General features: G+C 70.9%; 25 protein-coding genes. 9 read left to right on the top strand and 16 right to left on the bottom strand.

Annotation, left to right across the window (positions count from 1 at the left end):
* Positions 1 to 334: 334 nt before the first annotated feature.
* Positions 335 to 607 (top strand): hypothetical protein, encoded by a 273-nt coding sequence (locus F4553_RS31305; RefSeq protein ID WP_184843263.1) that lies wholly within the window; start codon positions 335 to 337, stop codon positions 605 to 607.
* A 28-nt stretch (positions 608 to 635) separates the two neighbouring features.
* Positions 636 to 1,136 (top strand): hypothetical protein, encoded by a 501-nt coding sequence (locus F4553_RS31310; protein WP_184843266.1) that lies wholly within the window; start codon positions 636 to 638, stop codon positions 1,134 to 1,136.
* Here F4553_RS31310 and menC read toward each other — a convergent pair.
* The 3 genes from menC to F4553_RS31325 are packed head-to-tail and all read right to left on the bottom strand — an operon-like array spanning position 1,133 to position 4,083.
* Entirely contained in the window at positions 1,133 to 2,236 is a 1,104-nt protein-coding gene (menC, locus tag F4553_RS31315; protein ID WP_184843269.1) for an o-succinylbenzoate synthase, read from the bottom strand. The two genes, F4553_RS31310 and menC, sit on opposite strands and share 4 nt — an antisense overlap.
* Positions 2,233 to 3,081, bottom strand: coding sequence for a GNAT family N-acetyltransferase (locus F4553_RS31320; protein WP_184843271.1), 849 nt, complete (start codon positions 3,079 to 3,081; stop codon positions 2,233 to 2,235). Before F4553_RS31320 ends, menC begins: the two co-directional genes overlap by 4 nt.
* A gap of 12 nt (positions 3,082 to 3,093) precedes the next feature.
* Positions 3,094 to 4,083 (bottom strand): ArsR/SmtB family transcription factor, encoded by a 990-nt coding sequence (locus tag F4553_RS31325; protein ID WP_184843274.1) that lies wholly within the window; start codon positions 4,081 to 4,083, stop codon positions 3,094 to 3,096.
* Positions 4,084 to 4,215: 132 nt separating this feature from the next.
* Between F4553_RS31325 and F4553_RS31330 the strand changes: the two genes are divergently transcribed.
* Positions 4,216 to 5,010, top strand: a complete 795-nt coding sequence (locus F4553_RS31330; RefSeq protein ID WP_184843277.1) for a DNA-formamidopyrimidine glycosylase family protein — start codon at positions 4,216 to 4,218, stop codon at positions 5,008 to 5,010.
* Positions 5,011 to 5,079: 69 nt separating this feature from the next.
* Here F4553_RS31330 and F4553_RS31335 read toward each other — a convergent pair whose 3' ends face one another.
* Positions 5,080 to 5,571 (bottom strand): hypothetical protein, encoded by a 492-nt coding sequence (locus F4553_RS31335; protein ID WP_184843280.1) that lies wholly within the window; start codon positions 5,569 to 5,571, stop codon positions 5,080 to 5,082.
* A 78-nt stretch (positions 5,572 to 5,649) separates the two neighbouring features.
* Between F4553_RS31335 and F4553_RS31340 the strand changes: the two genes are divergently transcribed.
* On the top strand, positions 5,650 to 7,320 hold the full coding sequence (locus F4553_RS31340; protein WP_312875459.1) for a PQQ-dependent sugar dehydrogenase: 1,671 nt from the start codon (positions 5,650 to 5,652) through the stop codon (positions 7,318 to 7,320).
* Between the two features lie 8 nt (positions 7,321 to 7,328).
* On the opposite strand, the gene F4553_RS31345 is transcribed toward F4553_RS31340, so the two are convergent.
* The 3 genes from F4553_RS31345 to F4553_RS31355 form a co-directional block, all read right to left on the bottom strand.
* Positions 7,329 to 7,838, bottom strand: coding sequence for a DUF6232 family protein (locus tag F4553_RS31345; RefSeq protein ID WP_184843286.1), 510 nt, complete (start codon positions 7,836 to 7,838; stop codon positions 7,329 to 7,331).
* 79 nt (positions 7,839 to 7,917) lie between these two features.
* On the bottom strand, positions 7,918 to 8,694 hold the full coding sequence (locus tag F4553_RS31350; RefSeq protein WP_184843289.1) for a DUF1684 domain-containing protein: 777 nt from the start codon (positions 8,692 to 8,694) through the stop codon (positions 7,918 to 7,920).
* Between the two features lie 218 nt (positions 8,695 to 8,912).
* The gene (locus F4553_RS31355) at positions 8,913 to 9,443 is read right to left on the bottom strand and encodes a GNAT family N-acetyltransferase (protein WP_184843292.1); all 531 of its coding nucleotides are present in this window, start codon (positions 9,441 to 9,443) and stop codon (positions 8,913 to 8,915) included.
* Between the two features lie 139 nt (positions 9,444 to 9,582).
* On the opposite strand from F4553_RS31355, the gene F4553_RS31360 reads away from it, so the two are divergent.
* Positions 9,583 to 11,571 carry a proprotein convertase P-domain-containing protein gene (locus tag F4553_RS31360; RefSeq protein WP_184843295.1) on the top strand — a complete coding sequence of 663 codons (1,989 nt, stop codon included), beginning with the start codon at positions 9,583 to 9,585 and terminating at the stop codon, positions 11,569 to 11,571.
* A 62-nt stretch (positions 11,572 to 11,633) separates the two neighbouring features.
* On the opposite strand, the gene F4553_RS31365 is transcribed toward F4553_RS31360, so the two are convergent.
* The 6 genes from F4553_RS31365 to metE all read right to left on the bottom strand — a co-directional run bounded on the left by F4553_RS31365 (position 11,634) and on the right by metE (position 18,567).
* The gene (locus F4553_RS31365) at positions 11,634 to 13,385 is read right to left on the bottom strand and encodes a VWA domain-containing protein (protein ID WP_376776319.1); all 1,752 of its coding nucleotides are present in this window, start codon (positions 13,383 to 13,385) and stop codon (positions 11,634 to 11,636) included.
* A 123-nt stretch (positions 13,386 to 13,508) separates the two neighbouring features.
* Entirely contained in the window at positions 13,509 to 13,955 is a 447-nt protein-coding gene (locus F4553_RS31370) for a YdeI/OmpD-associated family protein (RefSeq protein WP_184843298.1), read from the bottom strand.
* A 111-nt stretch (positions 13,956 to 14,066) separates the two neighbouring features.
* Positions 14,067 to 14,987 (bottom strand): hypothetical protein, encoded by a 921-nt coding sequence (locus F4553_RS31375; RefSeq protein WP_184843301.1) that lies wholly within the window; start codon positions 14,985 to 14,987, stop codon positions 14,067 to 14,069.
* Entirely contained in the window at positions 14,974 to 15,327 is a 354-nt protein-coding gene (locus tag F4553_RS31380) for a PadR family transcriptional regulator (protein ID WP_184843304.1), read from the bottom strand. Before F4553_RS31380 ends, F4553_RS31375 begins: the two co-directional genes overlap by 14 nt.
* Positions 15,328 to 15,449: 122 nt before the next feature.
* Positions 15,450 to 16,208 (bottom strand): VOC family protein, encoded by a 759-nt coding sequence (locus F4553_RS31385; RefSeq protein WP_184843306.1) that lies wholly within the window; start codon positions 16,206 to 16,208, stop codon positions 15,450 to 15,452.
* Between the two features lie 85 nt (positions 16,209 to 16,293).
* Entirely contained in the window at positions 16,294 to 18,567 is a 2,274-nt protein-coding gene (gene metE, locus F4553_RS31390; RefSeq protein ID WP_184843309.1) for a 5-methyltetrahydropteroyltriglutamate--homocysteine S-methyltransferase, read from the bottom strand.
* 114 nt (positions 18,568 to 18,681) lie between these two features.
* Here metE and F4553_RS31395 point away from each other — a divergent pair, with 114 nt between their 5' ends.
* Positions 18,682 to 19,563: a LysR family transcriptional regulator gene (locus F4553_RS31395; RefSeq protein WP_184843312.1), complete on the top strand. Its 882-nt coding sequence runs from the start codon at positions 18,682 to 18,684 to the stop codon at positions 19,561 to 19,563.
* A 6-nt stretch (positions 19,564 to 19,569) separates the two neighbouring features.
* Here F4553_RS31395 and F4553_RS31400 read toward each other — a convergent pair whose 3' ends face one another.
* The gene (locus tag F4553_RS31400; protein ID WP_184843315.1) at positions 19,570 to 19,731 is read right to left on the bottom strand and encodes a hypothetical protein; all 162 of its coding nucleotides are present in this window, start codon (positions 19,729 to 19,731) and stop codon (positions 19,570 to 19,572) included.
* On the opposite strand from F4553_RS31400, the gene F4553_RS31405 reads away from it, so the two are divergent.
* Positions 19,730 to 20,890, top strand: coding sequence for a ThuA domain-containing protein (locus tag F4553_RS31405; protein WP_184843318.1), 1,161 nt, complete (start codon positions 19,730 to 19,732; stop codon positions 20,888 to 20,890). The two genes, F4553_RS31400 and F4553_RS31405, sit on opposite strands and share 2 nt — an antisense overlap.
* Before the next feature lie 90 nt (positions 20,891 to 20,980).
* Here F4553_RS31405 and F4553_RS31410 read toward each other — a convergent pair whose 3' ends face one another.
* The gene (locus F4553_RS31410) at positions 20,981 to 22,120 is read right to left on the bottom strand and encodes a YeiH family protein (RefSeq protein WP_184843321.1); all 1,140 of its coding nucleotides are present in this window, start codon (positions 22,118 to 22,120) and stop codon (positions 20,981 to 20,983) included.
* On the bottom strand, positions 22,120 to 22,284 hold the full coding sequence (locus F4553_RS31415) for a hypothetical protein (RefSeq protein WP_184847532.1): 165 nt from the start codon (positions 22,282 to 22,284) through the stop codon (positions 22,120 to 22,122). The genes F4553_RS31410 and F4553_RS31415 overlap by 1 nt, the downstream gene beginning before the upstream one ends.
* A 106-nt stretch (positions 22,285 to 22,390) precedes the next feature.
* Between F4553_RS31415 and F4553_RS31420 the strand changes: the two genes are divergently transcribed.
* Entirely contained in the window at positions 22,391 to 22,786 is a 396-nt protein-coding gene (locus tag F4553_RS31420) for an ArsR/SmtB family transcription factor (RefSeq protein ID WP_184843324.1), read from the top strand.
* Complete coding sequence (locus F4553_RS31425; protein WP_184843327.1) at positions 22,783 to 23,445, top strand: SRPBCC family protein; 663 nt, start codon at positions 22,783 to 22,785, stop codon at positions 23,443 to 23,445. Before F4553_RS31420 ends, F4553_RS31425 begins: the two co-directional genes overlap by 4 nt.
* The last annotated feature ends 115 nt before the right edge of the window (positions 23,446 to 23,560 follow it).

Consider the following 23,560-nt stretch of genomic DNA (forward strand, 5'->3'; position numbering starts at 1 on the left):
GTGGTGCGCGCCGCACTCGACTCAGCCCGGACCGCCCGATGCTGCCCGGACCGCCCGATGCTGCCGGGACCGCCCGATGCTGCCCGGCCGGCTGGTCCACACGGGCGAGGAGCGCGGGTGCGTCTCTGCTCCCGCCGCGCCTGGGCGCCTTCTCGCTGAGCCCTTGATCGCGCTATTTCCAGGAAACAGCCCCCTCAGCGCGCATCGGAAGGGTCAACTTCCGGGAAAGTGCGTGATCTTGCGTGAGAGCTTCCGGAGCATGCCTGGCAAGCGGGTGTGTTCTGGTTCGCAGGGGGTACAAAGGTGCCGTCCGCCGGCCGTAGTCTGCGACGCGATGAAACGTCTGCTGGTGGGGATGCGTGCGCACGCGGTCGGGATGGGCGGCTCGAGCTGGTCCGACTGGGCCTGGAGCCTGGCGTTCTTCCTCGGCTTCCTGGGCACCGTCCTCGCGATACTCGTCGCCACGAACCTGTTCGATCTCGCCGAGGCGGCCCGGATCGGAGGATCCGGGGTGACGGTCGCGGTGAGCAGCAGGCTCATCTATCGCACCGTCTGGCGGTTCAGCCGAGCCGGAAAGGCCCCTGACGGCGGTCCCGCCGCCGGTTAGTCTCGACGACGTCGATGAAGGGGAGGTCGTGGTGGTGGACGTACCGAAGGTGGCGCTGCGGGTGACTGTGGCGGATCCGCTCGCGGTGAAGCCCTCCGCCGTCTCGATCGTCGACGGCAGCGACGGCGCGGAGACGGTCCGCCTCTGGTTCTTCGCCGGCTTCCCGCGCCGCATCGTGCTCCCCGTGACGCTCGACGCCGCTTCGGCGGAGCGACTGCGGGCGTACCAGCGGAAGGTGATCACGTTGTTGAGCCTGGGCGGGCTGGTGCTGCTGGCGACGCTCTGGCGGCTCGTGCACGTCGTCACGGCCTTCGCCGGGGGTGCGGACATCGGCACCGGTGGCGGCGCGATCCTCCTGATTCCGATCCTGGTGCTGCTGATCGGCAGCCGCATCCTGGGGCGGGCCCGGCCGGCCTTCTTTCCGGTGCCGGTGCCGGGCAGCCGCTCGGTCGTCGTCCTGCGCGGGCTGGATCCGGCGGGTGCCGACGACTGGAAGCAGCGTAACCCGGGCCTCATCGAGCAGATCTAGAGCGGGATCCACTCCGTCCGGGTCGTCACCTCGGCGAGCGCGGCCTGGTCGGGCAGCACCCCGATCCCGGGTCCCGAGGGTACCCGGATATGCCCGTCCACCAGCACGAACGGCTCAGTGATGTCGCGGGCGTAATACCGCCGGGACGCCGAGATGTCGCCGGGCAGCACGAAGCCCGGCATCGCGGCGAGCGCCACGTTGGCGGCCCGGCCGATCCCGGTCTCCAGCATTCCGCCGACCCAGACCGGCACGCCGTTGGCGACGCAGACGTCGTGGATGCGGCGCGCCTCCAGGTAGCCGCCGACCCGGCCGGGCTTGACGTTGACGATCGCCGCCGCGCCGAGCGCGATGGCATCGACCGCGGCGCGCGCCGAGGTGATCGATTCGTCCAAACACACGGGGGTACGCATCCGGCGGGCCAGAGCCGCGTGGCCCCGGATGTCGTCCTCGGGCAGCGGCTGCTCGATCAGGAGCAGGTCGAAGGGGTCGAGCCGGGCGAGCAGCGGGGCATCGGCGAGGGTGAAGGCGCAGTTGGCGTCGACCTGGAGCAGGATGTCGCCGAAGCGTTCCCGCACCGCGCGGACCGGTTCGACCTCCCAGCCCGGCTCGATCTTCAGCTTGATCCGGGAGTAGCCCGCCGCGACATAGCCCGCCACCGCGTCGAGCAGCTCGGGGATCGAGTCCATGATGCCGACGGAGACACCGGTCGCGACGGTTGCCCGGACCCCGCCGAGGAAGCTGACCAGCGGCATCCCGGCCGCGCGCAGCCAGGCGTCGAGCAGGGCGGTCTGCAGGGCCGCCTTCGCCATCGGATGGCCCTTCACCGCGGCGAAGACCGGCTCCACGCTGTGCGGATCCGCGCTCGGGAGCGCGACGACGGGCGGCAGCAGGAATCGGCGGATCACCTCGGCGGCGCCGTCGACATACTCCGCGGAGTAGCCGGGCTCCGACATCGCGACGCACTCGGCCCAGCCCTCCGCCTCGGTCGTGACTGCCCGGACGAGGAGCACGTCCCGCTCGTGCTCGGTGCCGAAGGAGGTCCGGAACGGCGCGACGAGCGGCATGCGGATCCGGCGCAGTTCGACACCCTTGAGCCTCATCGGGGGACCTCCTGGTGCTCGGGGTGGCGGAGCAGATAGCTGCCGGTGCGGGTGATGCCGCTGATGGCGTACCCCCGGGTGAGGGTTGAGGTGACGGCCTCGCGCAGGGCGACGCGCCAGGCGGCCGCGAGGTGGGGATCGCGCGTGCGCAGCGCCTCGATGTCGCGCGGGACGGCGATGAGCAGCGGGCCGCCGTCGGGTGCCGCCGAGCCCGGCACCGGCCGGTCGTCCGCGTCGGCGAGCAGCGTCGCGGCACCGGCGGGGTCGGCGTCGGCCGGCGTGCCCCGGGCGGCGCCGATCGCGGCGGGGGAGTCCAGGTGCCACTCGATGTAGAGGCGGTCGGTGACGTCGCCGGCGTTGACCCCGTCGTCGAGCGGGCCGTAGAAGTCGGGGAGGTACTCCGTCGCGTCGGCACCGAGTTTGCGCAGGTTGAAAACCGCGTTGCGGCGGATCAGCGGATCGAAGGTCCAGGCGACGCGGTCGATGCCGTGCCGCAGGGACCAGCCCCGCTGATGCTGCTTGAGGGCGTGGCCGACGCCGCCGCCCTGGTGGCCGGGGAGCACCCCGGCGACGTGCGAGTGCAGGTGCCCGTCGCCCCGGAACGCAACCGCGACCCCGACGAGCAGGTCTCCCGCGTAGGCACCGGCCACGTAGTTGCCGGAGTGCGCGAACGCCCGCATCGTCGAGGCGTTGACCACCGAGTCGGCCGATGCCGCATCCCAGACCTGCCGGACCAGCTCACCCGCGGCGATGCAGTCGCCGATGGAATGCAGCTCGACCACGCGCAGCCCCAGCCGGCCGGCGATGGTGCGGGCGACGGCCTCGGCCTCGTCGGTGACGTCCATCGGTGCAGTCTGCTAGGAGGCGTCCAGCAACGCCAGCCCCAGCGGTGTCAGCAGGTGCCAGTTCGCGCTGCCCTGGCGCCGGGTGACGACGAGCCCGGCCTGGCGCAGCATCGCCAGGTGCCGGTTGGCCACGGTGGGCTCGACGTCGAGATGGCGGGCCAGCTCCCCGGTCGTGCAGCCGTCGGCGATCCGGCCCAGCGCGCTCGCGTTGGCCGAGCCCATCAGCGCCTCGATCGCCGGTGACCCGGGGAGGGCGTCGGCGAGCAGGCGGGCGCCGCGCATGGAGCCGATGTCGGCCGGGAAGACGAGCCGCGGGGGCTGCTCGTCATGGAGGTCGTTGAGCAGGACCAGCCGTTCGCCGAGGAAGAGCGACGGCACCAGGACCAGGCCCCGGCCGCCGAGCTCGATGTCGGTCTCGCTCGGCATCCTGATCTCCAGCACCGGTGCCCGCCAGCGGATCCGGTCCGGATAGAGCGTCGTGAAGAGGCTCTCGACGCCGCCGGTGAAGAGCACGTCGGCGCGGGCCATCCGTTCCGCACCGAGGCAGGCGCGGACCTGCGTCCAGTGGGGTTCGATGAGCGCGCGATAGGAGACGTAGGCCGCCCGGGCGAGCAGGTCGCGCTCGTCGCCGCCCGGGTTGGCGAGCCGCCACGCCGCCCTGGGCAGCTCGCTGTGGCTGGCGAAATAGTCGAGCTCGGCGAGGACGCTCTCCTCCCGCATCGCCCGCAGCGCGGCGATGCCCTGCTCGATGGTGGACTGCTCGCCGGTGAGCGTCCAGAGGTCCACCGCGCGCATGCCGGGGGGAACCAGCGAGGTGAGCGGGTACATCTGCGGCGTGATCCGGGTCAGCGCGCGGCGGTGCCAGCGGGCGAACGCGACCGGGTGCCGGCCCGGCGCACTGAGCTGGAGCAGGCCGAACAGCGTCTCCGCCAGCGGGCCCAGGGAGTCGCCGATACGGACGCGAGCGAGATCCAGCGCCGTGAAGTGGATCCGCCACGTCATTGATGCAGCCTCTTACCCGCGGCGGTGCCCGGTCAACCTACGCGGGCGTTTACGGACCGACGTTGGCGGAGATCACCCGTCCGGTCTGCCGAGGGTCCCCGAAATGCCGTCATCCCAAGGGAGGATGGAGGTGTGCCTGAGGGAGATACGGTCTGGAACACGGCGGCCCTGCTGCGCGACGCGCTCGCCGGGCGGACGGTGACGGCGTCGGAGTTCCGGGTGCCGCAGCTCGCCACCGCCGACCTCGCCGGCTGGTCGGTCGCCGAGTCCGCCAGCCGGGGCAAGCACCTGCTGCTGCGCCTGCACGATCCGGAGCGGGACCGGGCCGTCACGCTCCACTCGCACCTGCGGATGGAGGGCAAGTGGTCCGCGTACGCCGTGGGCGAGCGCTGGTCGGCCCGCCCCGCTCACCTGATCCGGGTGGTGCTGCGGGTGCCCGAGTCGGTGGCGGTCGGCTATCACCTGCACGATCTGGCGCTGGTGCCGACGGCGGAGGAGGACCGGCTCGTCGGCCACCTCGGCCCGGACCTGCTCGGCGCCGACTGGGACCCGGCGGAGGCGGTGCGGCGCCTCTCGGCCCGGCCCGAGGTGAGCATCGCCGAGGCCCTGCTCGAGCAGCGAAATCTCGCCGGCATCGGCAACATGTACAAGGCCGAGGTGCTCTTCCTGCGCGGGATCTGGCCGTGGACGCCGGTGGGGCAGGTGCCGGACCTCGACGGGCTGGTGACCCTGGCGCAGAAGCTGCTCGCCGCCAACCGGGGCCGGTGGACGCAGAGCACGACCGGCTCGCTGCACCGGGGCCAGACGATGTATGTCTACGGGCGGCGGGCCCAGCCGTGCCGGCGCTGCGGCACCGCGATCGCCAAGGCCGATCAGGGTGAGCGGATCACCTTCTGGTGCAAGCGCTGCCAGCCGGAGCGCCGCTAGCCGGACATGATGAAGGCGCAGGGACCCCCGGGGGGAGTAGAGGCCCCTGCGCCTGTCTGCGGTGCCGATCTAGTCGGCGCCGCGATATCCGCCGAGCGCGGCCAGACCCACGATCCAGCCCACGAAGAGGCCGTAGATCGCGCCGGACCCGGCCGCCTGGAACGCGGCGAGCAGGGTCGGGTTGGTCTGGATGAACGCGGTGAGCAGGCCCGCGAACGCGCCGGCGAAGATGAAGCCGCCCCAGCCGGCCAGGAGCTGGCTGGCTGTGCCCCGGGCACGGGCGAGCTGGGATCCCGGCAGCAGCGTCAGGAAGACCCAGGTCAGAATGACGAGGAGGATCGCCTTGAGGTCGTCGGCGAAGACGTTGCCGACGGAGTCGTCCGCCGAGAAGCGCCAGGCGGGCCAGGTGAGCAGTCGCAGGAACCAGCCGCCCGCTGTCTGCGGATCGGCGTTCTCCTGAGCCCACGAGACGTACGCGGGATTGCCGAACGCGAGCACGAGCACGAGTGCCGCGAGGAAGCCCGCCGTCGGTGCAGAACGGTACCGAGAGGTGAGTGCCATGGCAGAGGATTTCCCGTCGAAAAGCCCCGATAAACCTGTCCAATGTGGATGATCAACGGGGTGCGTTACATTCTCGCGGTGAAGCTTGGCAGGCGAGGCTGGAGTGTGCTGGTCACCGCTGTGGCGGTGGCGCTTGGCGGCGGTGCGGTCGCGGTGTCCGCCCTCACCGGCGGCGAGCCGGACACGGGTCCGCCCACCCCGCCCGGCGAGGCGCGCATCGCCGACCTCACCTGCACCGCGGTGACGCTGAGCTGGTCGGCCTCGACCGACGACGTCGGTGTCGCCTTCTATGACATCTTCAAGGACGGCCAGCTGATGGAGTCGGTCGGCGGCGATCACCTCGCCACCCGCCTCACCGTCGTGCCGGGCGCCAACTGGGGTCTCTATGTCAACAGCCGCGACGAGGCGGGCAACGTCTCGCAGGCGAGTGCGACCGTGACCGTCCAGGCACCGCAGTGTGGGACCGACGAGAAGGCGCCCACGACGCCGACCGGGCTCGCCGCCACCGTCTCCGGTACGACGATCACGCTGCGCTGGCAGGCCGCGACGGATGACGTGGCGGTCGCCGCCTACGACATCTATCGCAACGGGGTCAAGGTCGGTGCGGCACCCGTCACCACCTTCACCGACAGCGCGCTGGCGCCGAGGACCGACTACGGCTACGAGGTGGCGGCCCGCGACGCGCAGGGCAACACCTCCTCGCGCAGCGCGCGGGTGCCGGCGCGGACGGAACAGTCCTGTGCCAACCCGATCTGCTCGGCCACGAAGGTCCGCACCGAGGACGACGTGGTGTGGGGCCTCGCCGAGCTGCCCGACGGCACGCTGCTCTTCAACCGGCGCGACGCGCACGAGGTGGTGCTGCTCGATCCGCGGACCGGCAGCCGCCGGGTCGTCGGCACCGTGCCCGGCGCGTCCGGCACCGACGGCGAGGGCGGCCTGATGGGGCTCGCGGTCGCGCCGAGCTTCGCCACCGACCACTGGGTCTACCTCTTCCACACCACCAGGACCGACAACCGGATCGTGCGGCTGAAGCTCGGCACCGGCGGCCTCGACACCGCAACGCTGGAGGTGCTGCTCAGCGGCATCCCCCGCAACAAGTTCCACAACGGCGGGCGGCTGCGCTTCGGCCCCGACGGCAAGCTCTACGCCGCGACCGGCGACGGGCAGAACGGCGACTGGGCGCAGCGCCTCGACAACCTCGCGGGCAAGGTGCTGCGGCTCAACCCGGACGGCAGCCGGCCCGACGACAACCCCTTCAACAGCTACATCTGGAGCTACGGCCACCGCAACCCGCAGGGCCTCGCCTTCGACTCGCAGGGCCGGCTCTGGGAGCAGGAGTTCGGCAACGTCGAGCTGGACGAGACGAACCTGATCGTCAAGGGCGGCAACTACGGCTGGCCGCTCTGCGAGGGAACCAGCTCGCACCAGGGCGCGGGGTGCGCGACGCCGGGATTCATCGCGCCGAAGCACACCTACCCGACGGCCGAGGGGTCGTGCAGCGGCCTCGCGATCGTTCAGGACGTGGTCTATGTCGCCTGCCTGCGGGGCATGCGCCTGTATCGCGCGACGATCAGCGGGAGCGAGCTCACCGGCTTCGAGGAGTTCTTCGCGGGTGCGGCTCACGGCCGGTTGCGCACGGTCGAACCGGGCACGAGCGGGCTGTGGATCGCCTCCAGCAACGGCGGCGACAAGGACAGCTCACCGGGCAACACGACGGCGGTCATCTATCGGGTCACGCTGGGCGGCTAGGCGGGTGGTCAGGCGCCCAAGGCCCGCTCCATCGCGCGGTAGATCTTGCCGAAGCGGGTGACGTCGGACAGGCGCATCAGCCGCACCTGGCGGCCCCTGGTCTGCGCCCAGATCTCATAGATCGCGTCGCCCTTGTCGTAGCTGTCGTCGACCCGGTGCAGCATCCACTCCCAGATCGGTGCGACGAAACCGAGCAGGATCAGCACGATGGCGACGAGGATCAGGGTGTTGCGGGGGATCGGCAGACCGCCGACGGACGCCGCGATCTGCGACTCGCTGTAGGCCGACGCGATCAGCCCGACCAGCGCGATCGCGCCGACAAAACCAGCCAAGATCATAATCGTGTTGAGTACGCCGCGGCCGGCCGTCCGGCCACGCACGCGCCAGTCCGGCCGGACCTTGGTATGCCAGACGTAATCCAGGTCGGCGAGGCGGATGGTGAGCTCGTCGACCTGGATGTAGGTCGAGGTGACCGTGACGCTGTCGTCGCGATAGAACGTGATCACATCGACCTCCATCGCAGGATGCTGCTCCCACCGTAGAGTAGCCGCGCCGCTACGCGTAGCTGGGTCATCGGCGGCCTGCTGACGGCCCGGCTCAGTCGGGCTTCTGCTCGCCGGCCTCTATCGGCACCCGCAGGGTGTTCTCCGGCGGCGGCAGCGGGCAGGTCGCGAAGTCGGTGAAGGCGCACGGCATGTTCAGGGTCCGGTTGAAGTCCAGCGTGATCGTGTCGCCGGTCGGCGCGCCGGGGTAGAGCGCCCGGACCCCGCCATAGGTGGTGATCCCGCTGGTCGAGTCCCGGAAGAGCACCTCCAGCTCGTCGCCGTCGCCGAACGCGGTCAGTCGGTGGGCGGTGCCCTCGATGGTGAAGTGCAGCGTGCCGACGGCGGTCTGCTGCTGGGTCAGCCCGTCCACACTGGTGCCGACGGCGACGGTCACCGGGACGGGGTGCCGCTGGAAGCGGGCCCGCACGATCCACCGCTCCCGGAACGGGTAGGTCGGCACGTCGACGAAGGCGACCCGGGCGGGTGCATGCGGATCGCGTACCCGGATGGCGTGGTCGTCCCCGCGCCGGATGACCTCGATCGCCTTGTCGCCCAGCCGGAGCTCGACCCCCGCCAGGTCGCGCTCGGGGCGCAGGACGAGCTCGCCGAGGACCGGGGAGCCGTCGAGCGTCAGCCCGTCATCGGCGGTCGCCGTCACGACCACGGCACCGTCGACGGCCCGCCAACCACCGGTGACCTCGGGGAATCCGGAGTCCTGTGTGGTCAGCCAGTGCATCGCGGTGAGGCTGAGCCAGCCGTAGGGGCTGCGCAGGCGGGCGAGCCGGGCGTCGCGCCAGAACTGCCACTGCTGCTCCGAGGTGAAGGTCATGTGAGAGAAAGCCTGGTGACAGCGTCGTTATTCCCTATTTTTGGGTCGCTTCGCTCCGCGCGCCCCTGCGCGACGCCTTCCCTCGTCGCTGCGCTCCTCAGTCCAGGCGCCGCGGCGCGCTCCGCGAAGCTCCCGTGCTCCTCAGTCCAGGCGTCGCGGCGCGCTCCGCGAAGCTCCTGTGCTCCTCAGTCCAGGCGCCGCGGCGCGCTCCGCGAAGCTCAGGTCTGCCGTGGCGGATGGGTGAAGCAGTGCATGGGCACGATGCTGCCGTCGGAGAGGCGGAAGTCGACTGTCTCCAGCCGGAGCCAGCCCGCGCGCTGGTAGAAGCCGAGCGCCCCGGCGTGCTGGTCGAGGACGCCGAGCACCGGGTGCAGGCCGCGCTCCAGGGCTGCGGTGACGGTCTCGGTGAGCAGCCGCTCGCCGAGGTGCAGCCCGCGCGCGGACGGCGAGGTGAAGAGACGGCTCACGGTGGCTGCCCGGCTAGCGTCGTCGCCGGTGTGCGCGGCCCAGATCCGGGCCGGGTCGCTCGCGTCGGGGGAGAGGGAGGCGTGGCCGAGCACCCGGCCGGTGCGGTCGGCGGCGACCCAGCTGCCGATCGCGGTCGGCTGGTCGAGCCATCCGGCCGGATCCTGCGGCCACACCACCGGGTAGGCGTCGCGGCGGTGCACCTCGGCGAGGATCTCCACGCAGGCGGGGAGGTCCTCGGGACGGCGGGCGCGGATCACGGCCACGGAGAGATCATCGGTCATTCGCGCAGGGTAACTGAGCTGCCGTTGTCGATGGAACGTATGGGTAAAGAGTTATGACCTTAGGCATTCACATTTGTCGTTGCAAATCTTATCCTCTGCGTGCCGGTAACCCCGGTTCACCCGATGCGAGGAGCAAGAGTTGAGAAATCGAACGATCCTCCGAGGTCTCGTCGCGCTAGCCCTCACCGGCGGCGTCGCGCTGGCACTGCCCACCCCCGCCACCAGTGCCCCGATCGCCGCCGCTCCGCAGGCCGCCCTGCTCGCGACGCCCGACATCTCACTCACCAATACCAAGGCGCACCTGGCCCAGTTCCAGGCGCTCGCCTCCGCCAACGGCAACACCCGGCGCTCGACCACCGCCGGATACACGGCCTCGGTCAACTACGTCTACGACAAGCTCGTCGCGGCCGGATTCAGCGTCGTCAAGCAGCCGTGCACCTCCGGCTGCACGTCGGGCGCCGGCCCCAACGTCATCGCAGACTGGCCCGGTGGCGACGCCAACAACGTCTACATGTTCGGCGCCCACCTGGACAGCGTCTCGGCCGGTCCCGGCATCAACGACAACGCCTCCGGCTCGTCGACGGTGCTGGAGCTCGCGCTGACCCTCGCCGCGACCAACCCCGCGATGCTCAACCACGCCCGGTTCGCCTGGTGGACGGATGAGGAGCAGGGTCTGCTCGGCTCGAAGTTCTACGCCAACTCGCTGCCGACCGCCGAGCGCACGAAGATCAAGGCGTACTTCAACTTCGACATGGTCGCCTCCACCAACGGCGGCTACTTCATCAACCGGATCACCAGCGCCGCCGGGCAGACCCTGAAGGCCTATTACGACACCAACTTCCCGGGCCTGGCGCCCGAGGAGAACGTCGAGGGTGCCGGTCGCTCCGACGACGCCTCCTTCAACAGCATCGGCGTCCAGACCAGCGGTGTCGCCGCCGGTGCCAGCGCCAACAAGACCTCCGCGCAGGTCACCAAGTGGGGCGGCACGACCGGGGACTACGACCCCTGCTACCACGCCTCCTGCGACACCAACCCCAGCAACATCAACGACACCGTCCTCAACCGCGCCGGCGACGCCGCCGCGCACGCTCTGTGGACCCTTGCCGTGGGTACGCCGGCCGGCAACGACTTCTCGATCGCGGCGTCCCCGTCGGCGGGCTCGGTCAACCCGGGCAGCTCGGTCAGCTCGACGATCAGCACCGCGCTGACGAACGGCTCGGCCCAGACGATCACCCTCTCGGCGAGCGGCCTGCCCAGCGGCGCCACCGCCTCCTTCGCACCGGGCTCCGTCTCGTCGGGCGGCTCCTCGACGCTGACGATCGCCACCACGGGCGCCACCACTCCCGGCACCTACCCGGTGACGATCACCGGTACGGGCACCGCGGCGACGCACACCACCGCCTACACGTTGACGGTGAACGGGCCGCCGGGGTGCTCGGGGACGAACTCGACCGATGTCACCATCTCGGACAACACGACGGTGGACAGCCCGATCACGATCAGCGGCTGCTCCGGCAACGCGGGCGCGGGTTCGACGGTGGCGGTGAACATCGTCCACACCTACATCGGTGACCTCAAGGTCGACCTCGTCGCCCCCGACGGCTCGGTCTACACCCTGCACAACCACACCGGCGGGTCGGCCGACAACATCGTCCAGACCTACACCGTCAACCTCTCCAGCGAGGTCGCCAACGGCACCTGGATCCTGCGGGTCAACGACAACGCCGGTGGCGATGTCGGCTACATCAACACGTGGACGCTGACCCTCAACAGCGTCGTCCCGCCGGGCTGCTCGGGCACGAACGGCACCGACGTCACGATCCCCGACAACACCACCGTGAACAGCCCCATCACCATCTCGGGCTGCACCGGCAACGCCTCGGCCACCTCCACGGTCGCGGTCAACATCGTCCACACCTACATCGGCGACCTCATCGTCACCCTGGTCGCGCCGGACGGCAGCCTCTACGTCCTGCACAACCGGGCCGGCGGCTCCGCCGACAACATCGTCCAGACCTACACGGTCAACCTCTCCACCGAGGTCCGCAACGGCACCTGGAACCTCCGGGTCCAGGACGCCGCCACCACGGACACCGGGTACATCAACAGCTGGACGCTGACGCTGTAACCCGTTCCCGAAACACCGACGGCCGCAACCTCCACGGAGGCTGCGGCCGTCGGCATGCGGAATCAGCTGGTGGAGCGCAGGGCGATCGCCTTGAGGAAGATGTCGCCGATCTTCGCCGGGTCCTTCGTGACGAAGACACCGCCGCCGGTCTGCTTGGTGATCTGCTCCAGCGGCGCCGGGTTGACGTCGCCGATGCCGATGATGATCACCTGGATCGGCTTCTGCGGGTCGGCCGTCTCCTTCAGCTTCGACAGCAGGACATCCTTCTCGATGCCGTTGTCGTCGTCGTTGTCACCATCGGTGAGCAGCACCACCGAGTTGACCCGGCCGGGGTCCCAGTCCTTCTGCACCGCCTGGTAGGCGGCGAGAATCGTGTCGTAGAGGCCGGTGTCGCCCTGCGGCTTGGGCTGGATCGCGGCGAGCTTGCTCAGCAGCTCGTTGCGCTGCGTGGCGAGCGGGCCGATCGGCACCAGCTGCTTGTGGTCCTTGGCGCCGTCGAGCTCGGTCGAGAAGATCCACAGGCCGACGGCCCAGGCCTCGTCGAAGAGGCCGAGACCGCGCCGGGCCGCCTCCAGGGTCACCTGCTCGCGGGTCGCGTTGCCGGCGGTGGGTACGCGCTCCAGCATCGAACCGGAGACGTCGATGACGGCGAGCATGCGGGCGGGGAGGGTCACGGCTGCCCAGGTGCTCAGGGCCCGGTCGAGGGTGGCGAGGGCGGCCGGCGTACTGGCCGTGGGTGCGGGACTGGTCGCGGTGGCCGGATCGCCGCTCGGCGCACCCTTGGGCGCGGCGAAGGTCGCGCCGGTCGTGCCATCGGCGGCCCGCAGCCCCGCGACGGCGAGGTCGTCGCGGAAGGCTGGGTCGAGCAGCGCGCCGCTGAGCCGGTTCGCCACCGCGGACTGCGTCACGTCCGCGCCCGGGAGCAGCGCGAACGGGTAGTTGAGCGGCAGCGGAGCGGGCTCCAGGTAGACGGCGGCGAGCCGCACGGGCGGCTGCGCCGAGTTGTAGGTGATCACCGACTGCTCGGAGAGCGGAGCAGCGCCCAGCGCCGAGGCGACGGCTGCGGCATCGGTCGACCGGGGGAAGCGGGCGAGCACGTCATCGCGCAGCGCCGACCGCCCGGCCGCGAGCGCGCGCAGCGCGGCGGTGGAGGCGGTGGCCGCGTCGGGTGCGGTGCTCGCGGCGGCGCCGAGGGCGAGCAGTCCGGCGAGGCCCGCCGAGTCCCGGCTCGGGTCGACGATGCCGACGTGCAGCTTCGTGCTGGCGGTCATCGACTGCAGCAGCGCGGGCCAGGTCAGCTTCTTCGTCGGCCAGCCCAGGCTCGCCGCGACCGGCTCCGGCATCGCCAGCACCACCGGGCTGCGCGCGATCGAGGCGGACTGCGCGGCCGCCTTGCTCTCGGCGAAGGTCGTGCTCGCGGTGCTGATCCGGGCCAGCCAGGTGGAGGAGTCCGGCACCCACACGTCGGGGATCTCCATGGTGCCGTTGGGCTGGCCGACGCCGGTCAGCGACGCGCCGTAGCGGGCCGCGACGGCCGACGCCACGTCGGCCGGGTCGGCCGCCTTCACCTCGATCGCCACACACGCGCCGTCGACGTCGGCCTTCTGCGCCGCGAGCCGCGCAGCGGCGGCCCGGAGGGCCGGCACGATCTCCGGCGCGGCGGCCACCGAGAGGTTGGCCTCTCCCGAGCAGGACGACGTCTGCAGGTACTGATAGGCGCCGAAGGATCCGGCGGCGACGAGGATGACCGCCACGACGACGGTGATGACGGTCCGGAGGGGACCCTTGCTGCGATTACGGTGACGGCCCGGCACAGGTCCCAATGTTTCGTCACGATGACGGGTAATGCCACCTACGTTTGGTCAAATGTTACCGGGAAGAAACTTACCGTCTGGTCAGATAAGGGGCCGTCTCGTACCGACTGGGCGATTGCCTGGTCACGCCCTTCCCTCCCGGAACTGCTCCACGGCCTTGACGATGCGCCGCTGCCGGGTCTCGTCGGTCTTCGCACCCTCGATCGCGAGCACATGCCGCCGCCGGTTGCTGTAGGAGAGCCCGTCGAAGAACGCCCTCGCCTGCGCGTCGGCGTCCAGTGCGGCCTGCAGGTCCGCCGGGACCTCCACCTCGCGGGGCTGGTCGTCGAGCTCCAGCTCGACGTCGAGCTCGTCACCGGCGGCGACCCCGGCGCCCGCCCGGTGCTCGGCGCTGACCCCGAGCAGGTAGACCCCGCCCATCGGCGCGACCGTGTTGCGATAGGTGTAGCCGTTGATCGTCACGCGCACCGGTGGCCGCTTGCCCGCGCCGAGCGCGGTCACGACCTCCTCCGGCACCTGGAAGCCCGTCGCGGTCTTCCCGGCCAGTTCCAGCGTCGCCCGAAACCTCATGCCACCTTCATACCACCCGCATGATCGTGCATTTTCCCGGAATCAGTCCCCGCCGGGTCGACCGGAGGGGCCGGCTTCCGGGAAAATGCACGATCATGCGCTGGCGACCCGTCAGGGGTGGGTGGTGATGGCGGAGCGCAGTCGCAGGTTGCGCACCTTGTAGGCCGCGCCGATCAGCGAGACCACGATGATGAGCAGGAGCGCCAGCCGCACCGTCTCGTTGGCGGGGTCGGACTCGAAGGGCCGGGCGGCGACGAGCACCCAGGTCAGCACGGCGCAGGTCACGACTGTGAGGCCGAGGTCGAGGCGGCGGGTCAGCGGCTGCCAGCGCCCTCGAACCGCGAGCGCGACGAGCAGCGCGATGTTGGCGCCGAGCACCACCAGCACCACCGGGCCGAGGGTCCGGGCGAAACCGTCGTCATAGGCGAGGGCGGCATAGGCCTCGGGTGCGGCTCGTCCGCCCCAGACCGCGTCCAGCAGGAGGCTCGGGACAGCCAGGACGACGGTGCCGAGGACGGCGGCGGCGCCACCGGCCGCGTACGCCACCCGGTTGACCTGGTCGCGGTCGACCGCGCGGGGCTTCCACTCCGCGAGGCGGGGCCACCGCCGCCGGACCCACGCCGCCGCGACGAAGCAGGCGCCGAGGAATCCGGGCCACCACAGTGCCGCGAGCCCGGCGTTGAACCACCACCGCGGGACCAGTTGCGCCGCCGGGACGGTGCCGGCGTCCAGGGCGACGTCGATCACCCCGAGCAGCCAGACCACGGCCACGCCGATCAGGCTGACCCGCCGGAACGTCCGCGCGTCGGCCGGGTCGATGACGTGCAGGGTCGGCCGGTAGCGAGCGGCGACCTCGGCCGGCCGCCCGAAGGTGCGCAGCAGCTCGCGCGCCCGCTCCGGCTCCGCATCGGGGCCGAGCTCCTCGGCCAGCAGCGACCGCAGCTCCAGCGCCACGTCGACCCGCTGCTTGCGCGGCAGGCGTTTGACCACGTCGGAGACGTAGCTCTCGATGAGCTCATCAGCGTTCATCATCAGGTGCTCCACGGGTGAGGAGGTGGTCCATGGTGTCGTTCAGCGCGCGCCAGGACGTGGTGAGCCGCTCATAGAGCAGCCGGCCGTCAGGGCTGAGCACGTAGTAGCGGCGGGGCGAGCCCTGGTCGGTGCGCCACTCGCTGCTCAGCACGCCCTGCGACTCCAGCCGGCGCAGCAGGGGATAGAGGGTGCCCTCCTCGATGACCATGCCACCGTCGGCGAGGGATTGGCGCAGCTCGTAGCCGTATCTCGAGGTCTGGAGCTGCGACAGGGCCGCGAGGACGACCACGCCGCGGCGAAGCTCGAGCTCCAGCTTCTCGGACGCGTCGACGTTTGCCATGCGGCACACGATACTGTGCGCCACACAGCATGGCAATATGCGGGCTCAGGGCTGTCGGCCAGTCGATCCTGACGTCTGTTGCAGATGTGGCGGCGTGTCCAGCATTAAAATTCAGGGGGGTATCAGCGCTGCGGCGTGATGATGATGAAGGCGGCACCCTGCGGGTCCAGGATCCCGGCGAAGCGGCCCGTCGGGATCTCCGCCGGCTTGCCCTTCACCGTCCCGCCGAGCTTCTCGGCCAGGGCCGCGCTGTCGTCGCAGTCCTCGACCACGAAATACGGCATCCAGTGCGGCGGCACCTGCTCGGGCACGTCGGCATCGAGCGGCATCATCCCGGCCACGGCCGTGCCGTCCAGGCGGAAGGTGGTGTAGGGCCTCGGCCCGAACTGCTGGTCATCGGCGGTCCAGCCGAAGACCGCGCCGTAGAACCTTTTCGACCCGGCGAGGTCGCGGGTGTTGAGCTCGGTCCAGCCGAAGCTGCCGGGCTCGCCGAGCACGTCGGCGCCGGGCATCGAGCCGCCCTGCCAGACCGAGAAGGCGCCACCGGACGGGTCGAGGAAGACCGCCATCCGGCCGAAACCCATCACGTCGAAGGGTGCCATCGCGATCGAGCCACCGGCCCTGACCACGCGTTCGGCGGTCTCGTCGGCGTCGTCGGTGGCGAGGTAGACCGACCACGCACTCGGCTGATCGGGGGAGAAGAGCGGTCCGGCCCCGGCGGCCGGTGTGCCGTCCAGGTTGAAGATCGTGTATCCCTGCGCCTCCGGCTCGGGGGAGACGTGCGCCGTCCAGCCGAAGAGTTCGGTGTAGAACGTCGTGGCGGCTTCGAGATCGCTGGTGCCGAGGTCTACCCAGCTCGGCGTACCTGGTGCGTGGGTCATGGGCTGAGTTTGGCGTACCAAACCGTGTTAAATGGTTTGAAACGCCCTGGCCGCCGGGACGCGCGTCGCGGCGGCCAGGGATCACTCAGGCGGCGGCGAGCCGCAGGCGCTGACGGGCGGCGGCCCGGACCACATGCGTCAGAGCGGCCTCCACCTGCGGATACGTTCGTGTCTTCAGGCCGCAGTCGGGGTTGACCCAGACGCGGTCGGCGGGGAGCACGGCGAGCGCCGCCGCGATCAGCTTCTCGACCTCCTCGACGCCGGGTACGCGCGGCGAGTGGATGTCGTAGACCCCCGGCCCGAGACCGCGGGCGAAGTCCGGCAGCCCGGAGACGCCGAGGATCGTGCCGTGCGAGCGGGCCGACTCGATCGTCGTCACGTCGGCGTCGAGCGCGTCGATGGCGTCGAGCACCTCGGCCGCGTTGGAGTAGCACAGATGCGTGTGGATCTGCGTCCGGTCCGCCGCACCCGAGGTCGCGACGCGGTAGGCACCGACGGCCCAGGCGAGGTACTCCGCCTGCTCGGCCCGGCGCAGCGGCAGCAGCTCGCGCAGGGCCGGCTCGTCGACCTGGATGATGCCGATCCCGGCCGCCTCCAGGTCCGCCACCTCGTCGCGGATCGCCGCGCCGACCTGGTCGAGCAGGTCGCCGAGCGGCACGTCGCGGCGCACGAACGACCACGCCGTGATCGTCACCGGACCGGTGAGCATGCCCTTGACCGGCTTGTCCGTGAGCGACTGGGCATAGGCGGCGAGCTCGACCGTCATCGGTGCGGGCCGCTTCACCTCGCCGTGCAGGATCGGCGGCCGGGTGCAGCGCGAGCCGTAGGACTGCACCCAGCCGTGCTTCGTCACCGCGAAACCGTCGAGCCGCTCGGCGAAGAACTGCACCATGTCGTTGCGCTCCGGCTCGCCGTGGACCAGCACGTCCACACCGAGCCGCTCCTGCAGCCGGATGGCCCGCTCGATCTCGGCGCGGACCCGGCGGTCGTAGTCCGCCGCCGGCAGCGAACCGCCGACGAGACCGGTCCGGGCCGCGCGCAGTTCGGGCGTCTGCGGGAAGGAGCCGATCGTCGTCACCGGCAGCGCGGGCAGCCGCAGGTGCGCGGCTTGCGCGGCGGCCCGCACGGCATAGGGGCTGCGCGCGGTGGGGACGGCCTTTCCACCGGCACTGTCTGCTGTCACTGGCGCGCCCTGCGGGGCTCCCTCGCTTCGCTCGGTCACTCCTCGTGCCGGCGCGGAGGTTTCCGGCGCGCCCTGCGGGGCTCGGGCCGGCGCGTCGGCGAGGGAGACGATCTCGGCGACCTTCTGCTCGGCGAAGGCGAGCCGCTCGCGCAGCTCGTCGTCGAGGCCGTCCTCCAGTGCCAGGTCATAGGGCACGTGCTGCAGCGAGCAGGACGTCGCGACCACGACGTGCTCGATCTGCGCGCGCACCGCGCGCAGCGTCGCCGCCGCGCTTCCCAGGTGGGTACGCCAGATGTCCCGCCCCGACACCACCCCCGCGACGACCGTCTTGCCCGCGAGCAGTCCCAGGTCGGCGGGGACCCGTCCGCGCACGAGGTCCAGCCCCACGGCGTCGATCGCGGTGCTCGCGAGCACCGGCAGCGCCTCGCCGAGCTCGCCGAAGGGCGCGGCGACGAGCAGTCGCGGCCGCGCGGTGCGGTCTCCCAGCCGGGTGTACGCCGCCCGCACCCCCGCCAGCACCGCGGCGTCGAGGTCGGTGACGAGGATCGGCTCGTCGAGCTGCACCCACGACACCCCCTCGGCGTGCAGTGCGGCGAGGAGCTCGGCATAGACCGCCACCACGTCCCCGAGTCGGTCCAGCGGCGCGAAGCCGGCCGGACCGCCCGGCGCCGCCTGTGCCAGCGACAGGAACGTCACCGGCCCCACTATCACCGGCCGGGTCTCGATCCCCAGCTCCCGGGCCTCGCGGACCTCGTCGAGCACCTTGGCGGCGTCGAGCCGGAACGGGCTGGTCGCGTCGATCTCCGGCACGATGTAGTGGTAGTTCGTGTCGAACCACTTCGTCATCCGCAGCGGCGCCACCCCCTGGGTCCCCCGGGCCATCGCGAAGTAGGCGTCGCCCGGCGGCAGCGCCCGGTAGCGAGCGGGAACCGCGCCGAGCAGCACGGCGGTGTCGAGCACCTGGTCGTAGTAGGAGAAGGTGTTGGACGGCACCGCGCCGAGCCCGAGGTCGCGCAGCCGCAGCCACGTCTGTTCTCGCAGCTCCCGGGCGGTTTTCGCGAGCTCGTCCGCGCCGATGGTGCCGTCCCAGTGGGATTCCAGGGCCTTCTTGAGCTCGCGGTGCGGCCCGATCCTCGGGTAGCCGAGCACGGTCGAAGGGGGAAAGGGCGTCTGCACGCTGGTCTCCAGCCTGTCGTCGAGATGTCTGCCGCGGATCGTGCCGCGCCGCCCACCCGTCCCGCCGGATGTATTGGTGCTGCTTATGGATCGCCCGGCGGGTGATACTGAGGCGTGCTTCCCGGGCCCTCGCTGCGCGACATCGGCTGCTTCGCGCTGGTCGCCCGCCGGTTGAGCTTCTCCCGGGCCGCCGTCGAGCTGGGCCTGTCGCAGCCCGCCGTCAGCCAGGCAGTCGCCCGGCTGGAGCGGGTTCTCGGCCTGCGACTGCTCGTGCGCACCAGCCGGGAGGTCGAGCTCACCGAGGCCGGGCGTACCCTGCTCGCCCGGGCGGAGGTGCTGCTGGAGCAGGCGGCGGCGTTCACCGTGGAGGCGACGCGGCTCGCCCAGCCCGCCAACCGGATCATTCGCCTCGCTTATGCCCCGCTCGTCGGCGGCTTCGCCGCGTCGGTCGCCCGGCGGCTGCTGCACCGCAAGCCCGAGATCGAGGTGGAGCTGCGGGCGGCGGGGTGGAGCGCGGCCACCGCCGACCTCACCCAGGCCAACGTCTCGGCGGCGCTGATGAGCACGCCCTTCCCGCCGGGGTTCGCCTCCACCGCCCGGTTCCACCTGCCGATCACGCACCTCGCCGTCCCGGCCCGGGATCCGCTCGCCACCACCACGCGGGTGCGCCTGGACCAGCTCCTCAAATACGAGCTGCTGGTCCCGCGTACCCTCCGGTCGAGCGTGACCGCCGGACTGCCGGGACCGCACCAGCCGCGGCTCGTCGCGATCGACGACGATCTCGCCGCCGGGCTGGACCTGGTGGCGGCGGGCCGGGGCGTGCTGCCCGTGCCGCAGCTGCTCGCCGGGACGATCCGCCGTCCGGACCTCGTCTTCGTGCCCCTCGACGCCGGTGACCTGCGCATCACGTTCGGCCTGGTCTGGCCGCCGGAGCGGGCCACGCCCGAGGTGATCGCGCTCGTGCAGACGGTCCAGGAAAGTTTGCGGTCCCGCTGAACCAACTCAGCGGTTGGCATCGACGATGGTTATGTCTATGTTGGTCTGGTAACACCTTGCCGCTGGCGGATCGGCGTCCGACAGCCCCACACCCCCAACGGCATCAGCGCGATCGGCGCGCGCCTTGCCCTGGCTGACGTCCCACAGCTCAGGAAAGGATCCATCCATGCGTTTCTCACCGCTCCGGTTGATCGGGGTCGCCGCGACAGGCGCCCTGCTCGCCACGGCCCTCGTCGGCGTGCCCGCGTCGGCGGCCGACCCGGCTTACAAGGTCATGGTCTTCTCCAAGACCGCGGGCTTCCGGCACGACTCGATCGCGGTCGGCACCCAGGCCATCCGCGACCTCGGCGCGGCCAACAACTTCACCGTCACCGCCACGGAGGACGCGGCCACCTTCACCACGGCCAACCTGGCCCAGTTCCGGGCGGTCGTCTTCCTCAACACCACCGGTGACGTGCTCAACGCGGCGCAGCAGACCGCGTTCGAGAGCTACATCAACGGCGGCGGCGGCTACGTCGGCGTGCACGCCGCGGCCGACACGGAGTACGACTGGCCCTATTACGGCACGCTGGTCGGCGCCTGGTTCCTGTCCCACCCGGCGATCCAGCAGGTCACGGCCCGGGTCGAGGACCGGACCCACCCGGCCACGAGCCACCTCGGCACGACGTGGGTACGCACCGACGAGCTCTACAACTACCGCACCAACCCCCGTGCCAACGTGCGGGTGCTGATCAACCTCGACGAGAGCACCTACAGCGGCGGCACCATGGGCGACCACCCGATCGCCTGGTGCCACTCGCAGAGCAGCGGCCGGTCGTTCTACACCGGACTCGGCCACACCCAGGCGTCCTATGCGGAGGCTGCCTTCCGGGCGCACCTGCTCGGCGGCATCCGCTACGCGGCCGGTGTGGCCACCGCCAACTGCTCGCCCGCCACCGGTCGTCCCCCGGTGACCGTGGAGGGTGAGGCGTTCACGTCGACCGGCGGCGTACAGGTCGCCAACCACGCTCCCGCGAGCGGCGGCAAGACCATGGGCTACATCGAGAACAACGACTGGGCCGGATTCTCCTCGATCAGCACGGTCGGCCGGACCGGCTTCTCGGCGCGGATCTCGTCGGCCGGTGCCGGCGGCACGATCCGGATCCGTTCGGGCTCGCAGACGGGCACGATCCTCGGCACGGTCACCGTACCGAACACGGGCGGCTGGGAAACCTTCCAGACGGTCACGACGACGCTGACGGGGACCGGAACGGGTCCGATCTTCCTCACCTTCACCGGCGGATCAGGCTCCCTCTTCGACGTCGACACCTTCACCATCACCGGCTGACCGCCAAGATCGCCGCAACTCTTCAAGAGTTGGTGCTAAGGCCTGGCGGCCTGAAGCACCAACTCTTGAAGAGTTGCGGCGATCTTCGGGTTACGGGGTGAAGTCGGCGAAGATGATCGACGCCAGCGCGAGGCCGACGGCGAGGTTGGCGACCGTGGCGCTGGCGAAGACGGCGATGGGCCGCCAGCCCGCCTCGCGCAGCGGTGCCGCCCGGAACTCCAGGCCGATGCTGATGAAGGCGAGCACCAGGAACCAGATCCGCAGGTCGTTGACGACCCCGATCGCCGCCTTCGCCTCGGCGGCGTTCGTCGCCGCGTTGAGGTACCAGGTGCCGATCGCCGAGGCCGCGATGAAGCCCAGGACGAACTTGGGGAACCGGTCCCACAGGGCGCGCAGGCCGGGGCGCGGGGTGTCGGCGCTCTTCTCCACCTTGAACGCGAAGTAGGCGGTCAACGCCACCGCGACGATGCCGAGCAGGGCGTTCTGCGTGGTCTTGACGATCGTCGCGATCTTCAACGAGGTCTCGCCGGCGAGCGTACCGGCGGCGGTGACGGCGGCCGTGGTGTCGATGTTGCCGCCGATCCAGGCACCGGCGACCACGTCGCCGAGCCCGAAGACGTCGGCGAGCCACGGCAGGATGAAGATCGCGGGCAGTGCGAAGACGATCACCAGGCTCGCCGTGTAGGCGAGCTGCTCCCGCTTCGCCTTGACCGCACCGGCTGCGGCGATCGCCGCGCTGACGCCGCAGATCGAGACGGCGGCCGACAGCAGGGCGCGCAGCTTCGGATCGAGCCCGAAGACGCCGCCCAGCCACCAGGTGAAGAGGAAGATCGTGCTGATCAGCAGGACCGCCTGCAGGATCGCCGGGCCCGCCGCGCTCCAGATGAGGCTGATGTTGATCGAGGCGCCGAGCAGGACGAGGCCGGTCTTGATGAAGAACTCGGTCCGGAACGCGCCGGAGAGCCGGTCCCGCAGTCTGGTCAGGGTCAGGATCAGGTTGCCGAGCAGGCCCAGCGCGATGGCGTAGACGGGGTACTCGATCGCGGCGAGGTACTTGCCGTAGCTCGTCTGCTTGGTCTCGATCGGGATGTGGTGGTCGAGCCACCGGGTGCCCCAGGCGAGCCCGAGGACGACGACGAGGCCGAGCGCGGTCCAGGGCCAGGGAGCCCGGGCGACGGGTGCCTCGTCGGGAAGGTCGGTGTCGTCGGCGGTGGTGATCTCGGCGGTCATCAGGGCACCAGTCCCGTCGTGATCACACCGGCGAGGACGAGGCCGAGCAGGACGAGACCGATGACGGTCGCCGCCCAGTCCTCGTTGATCGCGAACCGGTTGAGGCGGGCGACCTCTGTCGTGGGTGGAGGCTCATCCGCTGCGACGGATGCGTTGTCGCTCATGGCGTATGCCTTTCGGTGAGGGGGTGCGGGAATTCTATACTCCGCCTATAGGAATAGTCGAGTATGGTCTCTGCTTATATAAGTGAAAGCTGGTATAGTCGCCGTCATGCACGCGTTCGATGTCCTGGGGGACCCGGTCCGGCGCCGGATCCTGGAGCTGCTCGCCGCCGGTGAGCAGACCTCCGGCGCGCTCACCGCGACGGTTCAGGCGGAGTTCGGGATCAGCCAGCCGGGGGTCTCGCTCCACCTGCGCGTGCTGCGGGAGAACGGGTTCGCGACCGTTCGTGCCGACGGCACCCGCCGCCTCTACGCCATCGACCCCGCGCCACTGCGGGAGATCGACGCGTGGCTCGACGGCTTCCGGGGCTTCTGGGAGCAGCGCCTCGATGCGCTCGGCACCGAGCTCGCCCGAGGCAGGCGGGAGCGCCGCCGCGCGGAGGCCGCACCGACAGCGATCACTGCCGCACCGACGGCGATCACGAAAACCGAGGAAGCAGCATGACGGAGAAAGACCTGACCGAGTCCCTCGACGCCCAGCTCAGCGGTACCGAGCGCAGTGTCGGCGAGCGGGGATCGGCGCACACGGCGGTGCTCCGGCGGACCTACGACGCCGATGTCGCCGACGTCTGGGAGGCGATCACCACCCCGGAGCGCATCGCCCGCTGGTTCCTGCCGGTCACGGGTGACCTGCGCCTGGGCGGTCGATACCAGATCGAGGGCAACGCGGGCGGCGAGATCGTCCGCTGCGAACCGCCGCACCTGCTCACCGTGACCTGGATCTTCGGCGACACCCACGCCGAGGGCGATGTCAACGAGGTCGAGGTGCGCCTGAGCGCCACCGACGACGGGCGGACCCTGCTGGAGCTGGAGCACGCCGCGACGGTCGACCCCGGCATGTGGAGCATGTTCGGACCGGGTGCGGTCGGCGTCGGCTGGGACCTCACCCTGCTCGGCCTCGACCTCTTCCTGGGCGGCGGCGCCATCGACGACGCGAAGAAGCCGGAGTGGATCGCCACGCCCGAGGCCCGCGACTTCATGGCCCGCAGCAGCGCCGCCTGGGGTGCGGCGTTCGCCGCGTCGGGCGCCGATCCCGACCAGGTGGCGGCGGCGGTCGAGGCGACCACGAAGTTCTACGCCCCCGACGCTCCTCCCGCGGAGTAACCCCAAGATCGCCGCAACTCTTCAAGAGTTGGTCCTAACGGTTTTAGGACCAACTCTTGAAGAGTTGCGGCGATCGTGGCCGTGGCCGTGGCCAGCACAACGGGACCCGGCGAGC

The organism is Allocatelliglobosispora scoriae (assembly GCF_014204945.1).
GTDB lineage: Bacteria > Actinomycetota > Actinomycetes > Mycobacteriales > Micromonosporaceae > Allocatelliglobosispora > Allocatelliglobosispora scoriae.

Bases quoted from the DNA above. Each gene is read 5' to 3' on its own strand.
- F4553_RS31350 (WP_184843289.1), bottom strand. From the start codon at position 8,694: ATGACCTTCACCTCGGAGCAGCAGTGGCAGTTCTGGCGCGACGCCCGG.
- F4553_RS31415 (WP_184847532.1), bottom strand. From the start codon at position 22,284: ATGAGCGACAACGCATCCGTCGCAGCGGATGAGCCTCCACCCACGACA.
- F4553_RS31325 (WP_184843274.1), bottom strand. From the start codon at position 4,083: ATGACGTGGCGGATCCACTTCACGGCGCTGGATCTCGCTCGCGTCCGT.
- F4553_RS31370 (WP_184843298.1), bottom strand. From the start codon at position 13,955: ATGAGGTTTCGGGCGACGCTGGAACTGGCCGGGAAGACCGCGACGGGC.
- F4553_RS31375 (WP_184843301.1), bottom strand. From the start codon at position 14,987: ATGATGAACGCTGATGAGCTCATCGAGAGCTACGTCTCCGACGTGGTC.
- F4553_RS31405 (WP_184843318.1), top strand. From the start codon at position 19,730: ATGCGTTTCTCACCGCTCCGGTTGATCGGGGTCGCCGCGACAGGCGCC.
- F4553_RS31425 (WP_184843327.1), top strand. From the start codon at position 22,783: ATGACGGAGAAAGACCTGACCGAGTCCCTCGACGCCCAGCTCAGCGGT.
- menC (WP_184843269.1), bottom strand. From the start codon at position 2,236: ATGAGGCTCAAGGGTGTCGAACTGCGCCGGATCCGCATGCCGCTCGTC.
- F4553_RS31380 (WP_184843304.1), bottom strand. From the start codon at position 15,327: ATGGCAAACGTCGACGCGTCCGAGAAGCTGGAGCTCGAGCTTCGCCGC.
- F4553_RS31345 (WP_184843286.1), bottom strand. From the start codon at position 7,838: ATGGAGGTCGATGTGATCACGTTCTATCGCGACGACAGCGTCACGGTC.
- F4553_RS31410 (WP_184843321.1), bottom strand. From the start codon at position 22,120: ATGACCGCCGAGATCACCACCGCCGACGACACCGACCTTCCCGACGAG.
- F4553_RS31335 (WP_184843280.1), bottom strand. From the start codon at position 5,571: ATGGCACTCACCTCTCGGTACCGTTCTGCACCGACGGCGGGCTTCCTC.
- F4553_RS31385 (WP_184843306.1), bottom strand. From the start codon at position 16,208: ATGACCCACGCACCAGGTACGCCGAGCTGGGTAGACCTCGGCACCAGC.
- F4553_RS31355 (WP_184843292.1), bottom strand. From the start codon at position 9,443: ATGACCGATGATCTCTCCGTGGCCGTGATCCGCGCCCGCCGTCCCGAG.
- F4553_RS31320 (WP_184843271.1), bottom strand. From the start codon at position 3,081: ATGGACGTCACCGACGAGGCCGAGGCCGTCGCCCGCACCATCGCCGGC.
- F4553_RS31400 (WP_184843315.1), bottom strand. From the start codon at position 19,731: ATGGATGGATCCTTTCCTGAGCTGTGGGACGTCAGCCAGGGCAAGGCG.
- F4553_RS31305 (WP_184843263.1), top strand. From the start codon at position 335: ATGAAACGTCTGCTGGTGGGGATGCGTGCGCACGCGGTCGGGATGGGC.
- F4553_RS31420 (WP_184843324.1), top strand. From the start codon at position 22,391: ATGCACGCGTTCGATGTCCTGGGGGACCCGGTCCGGCGCCGGATCCTG.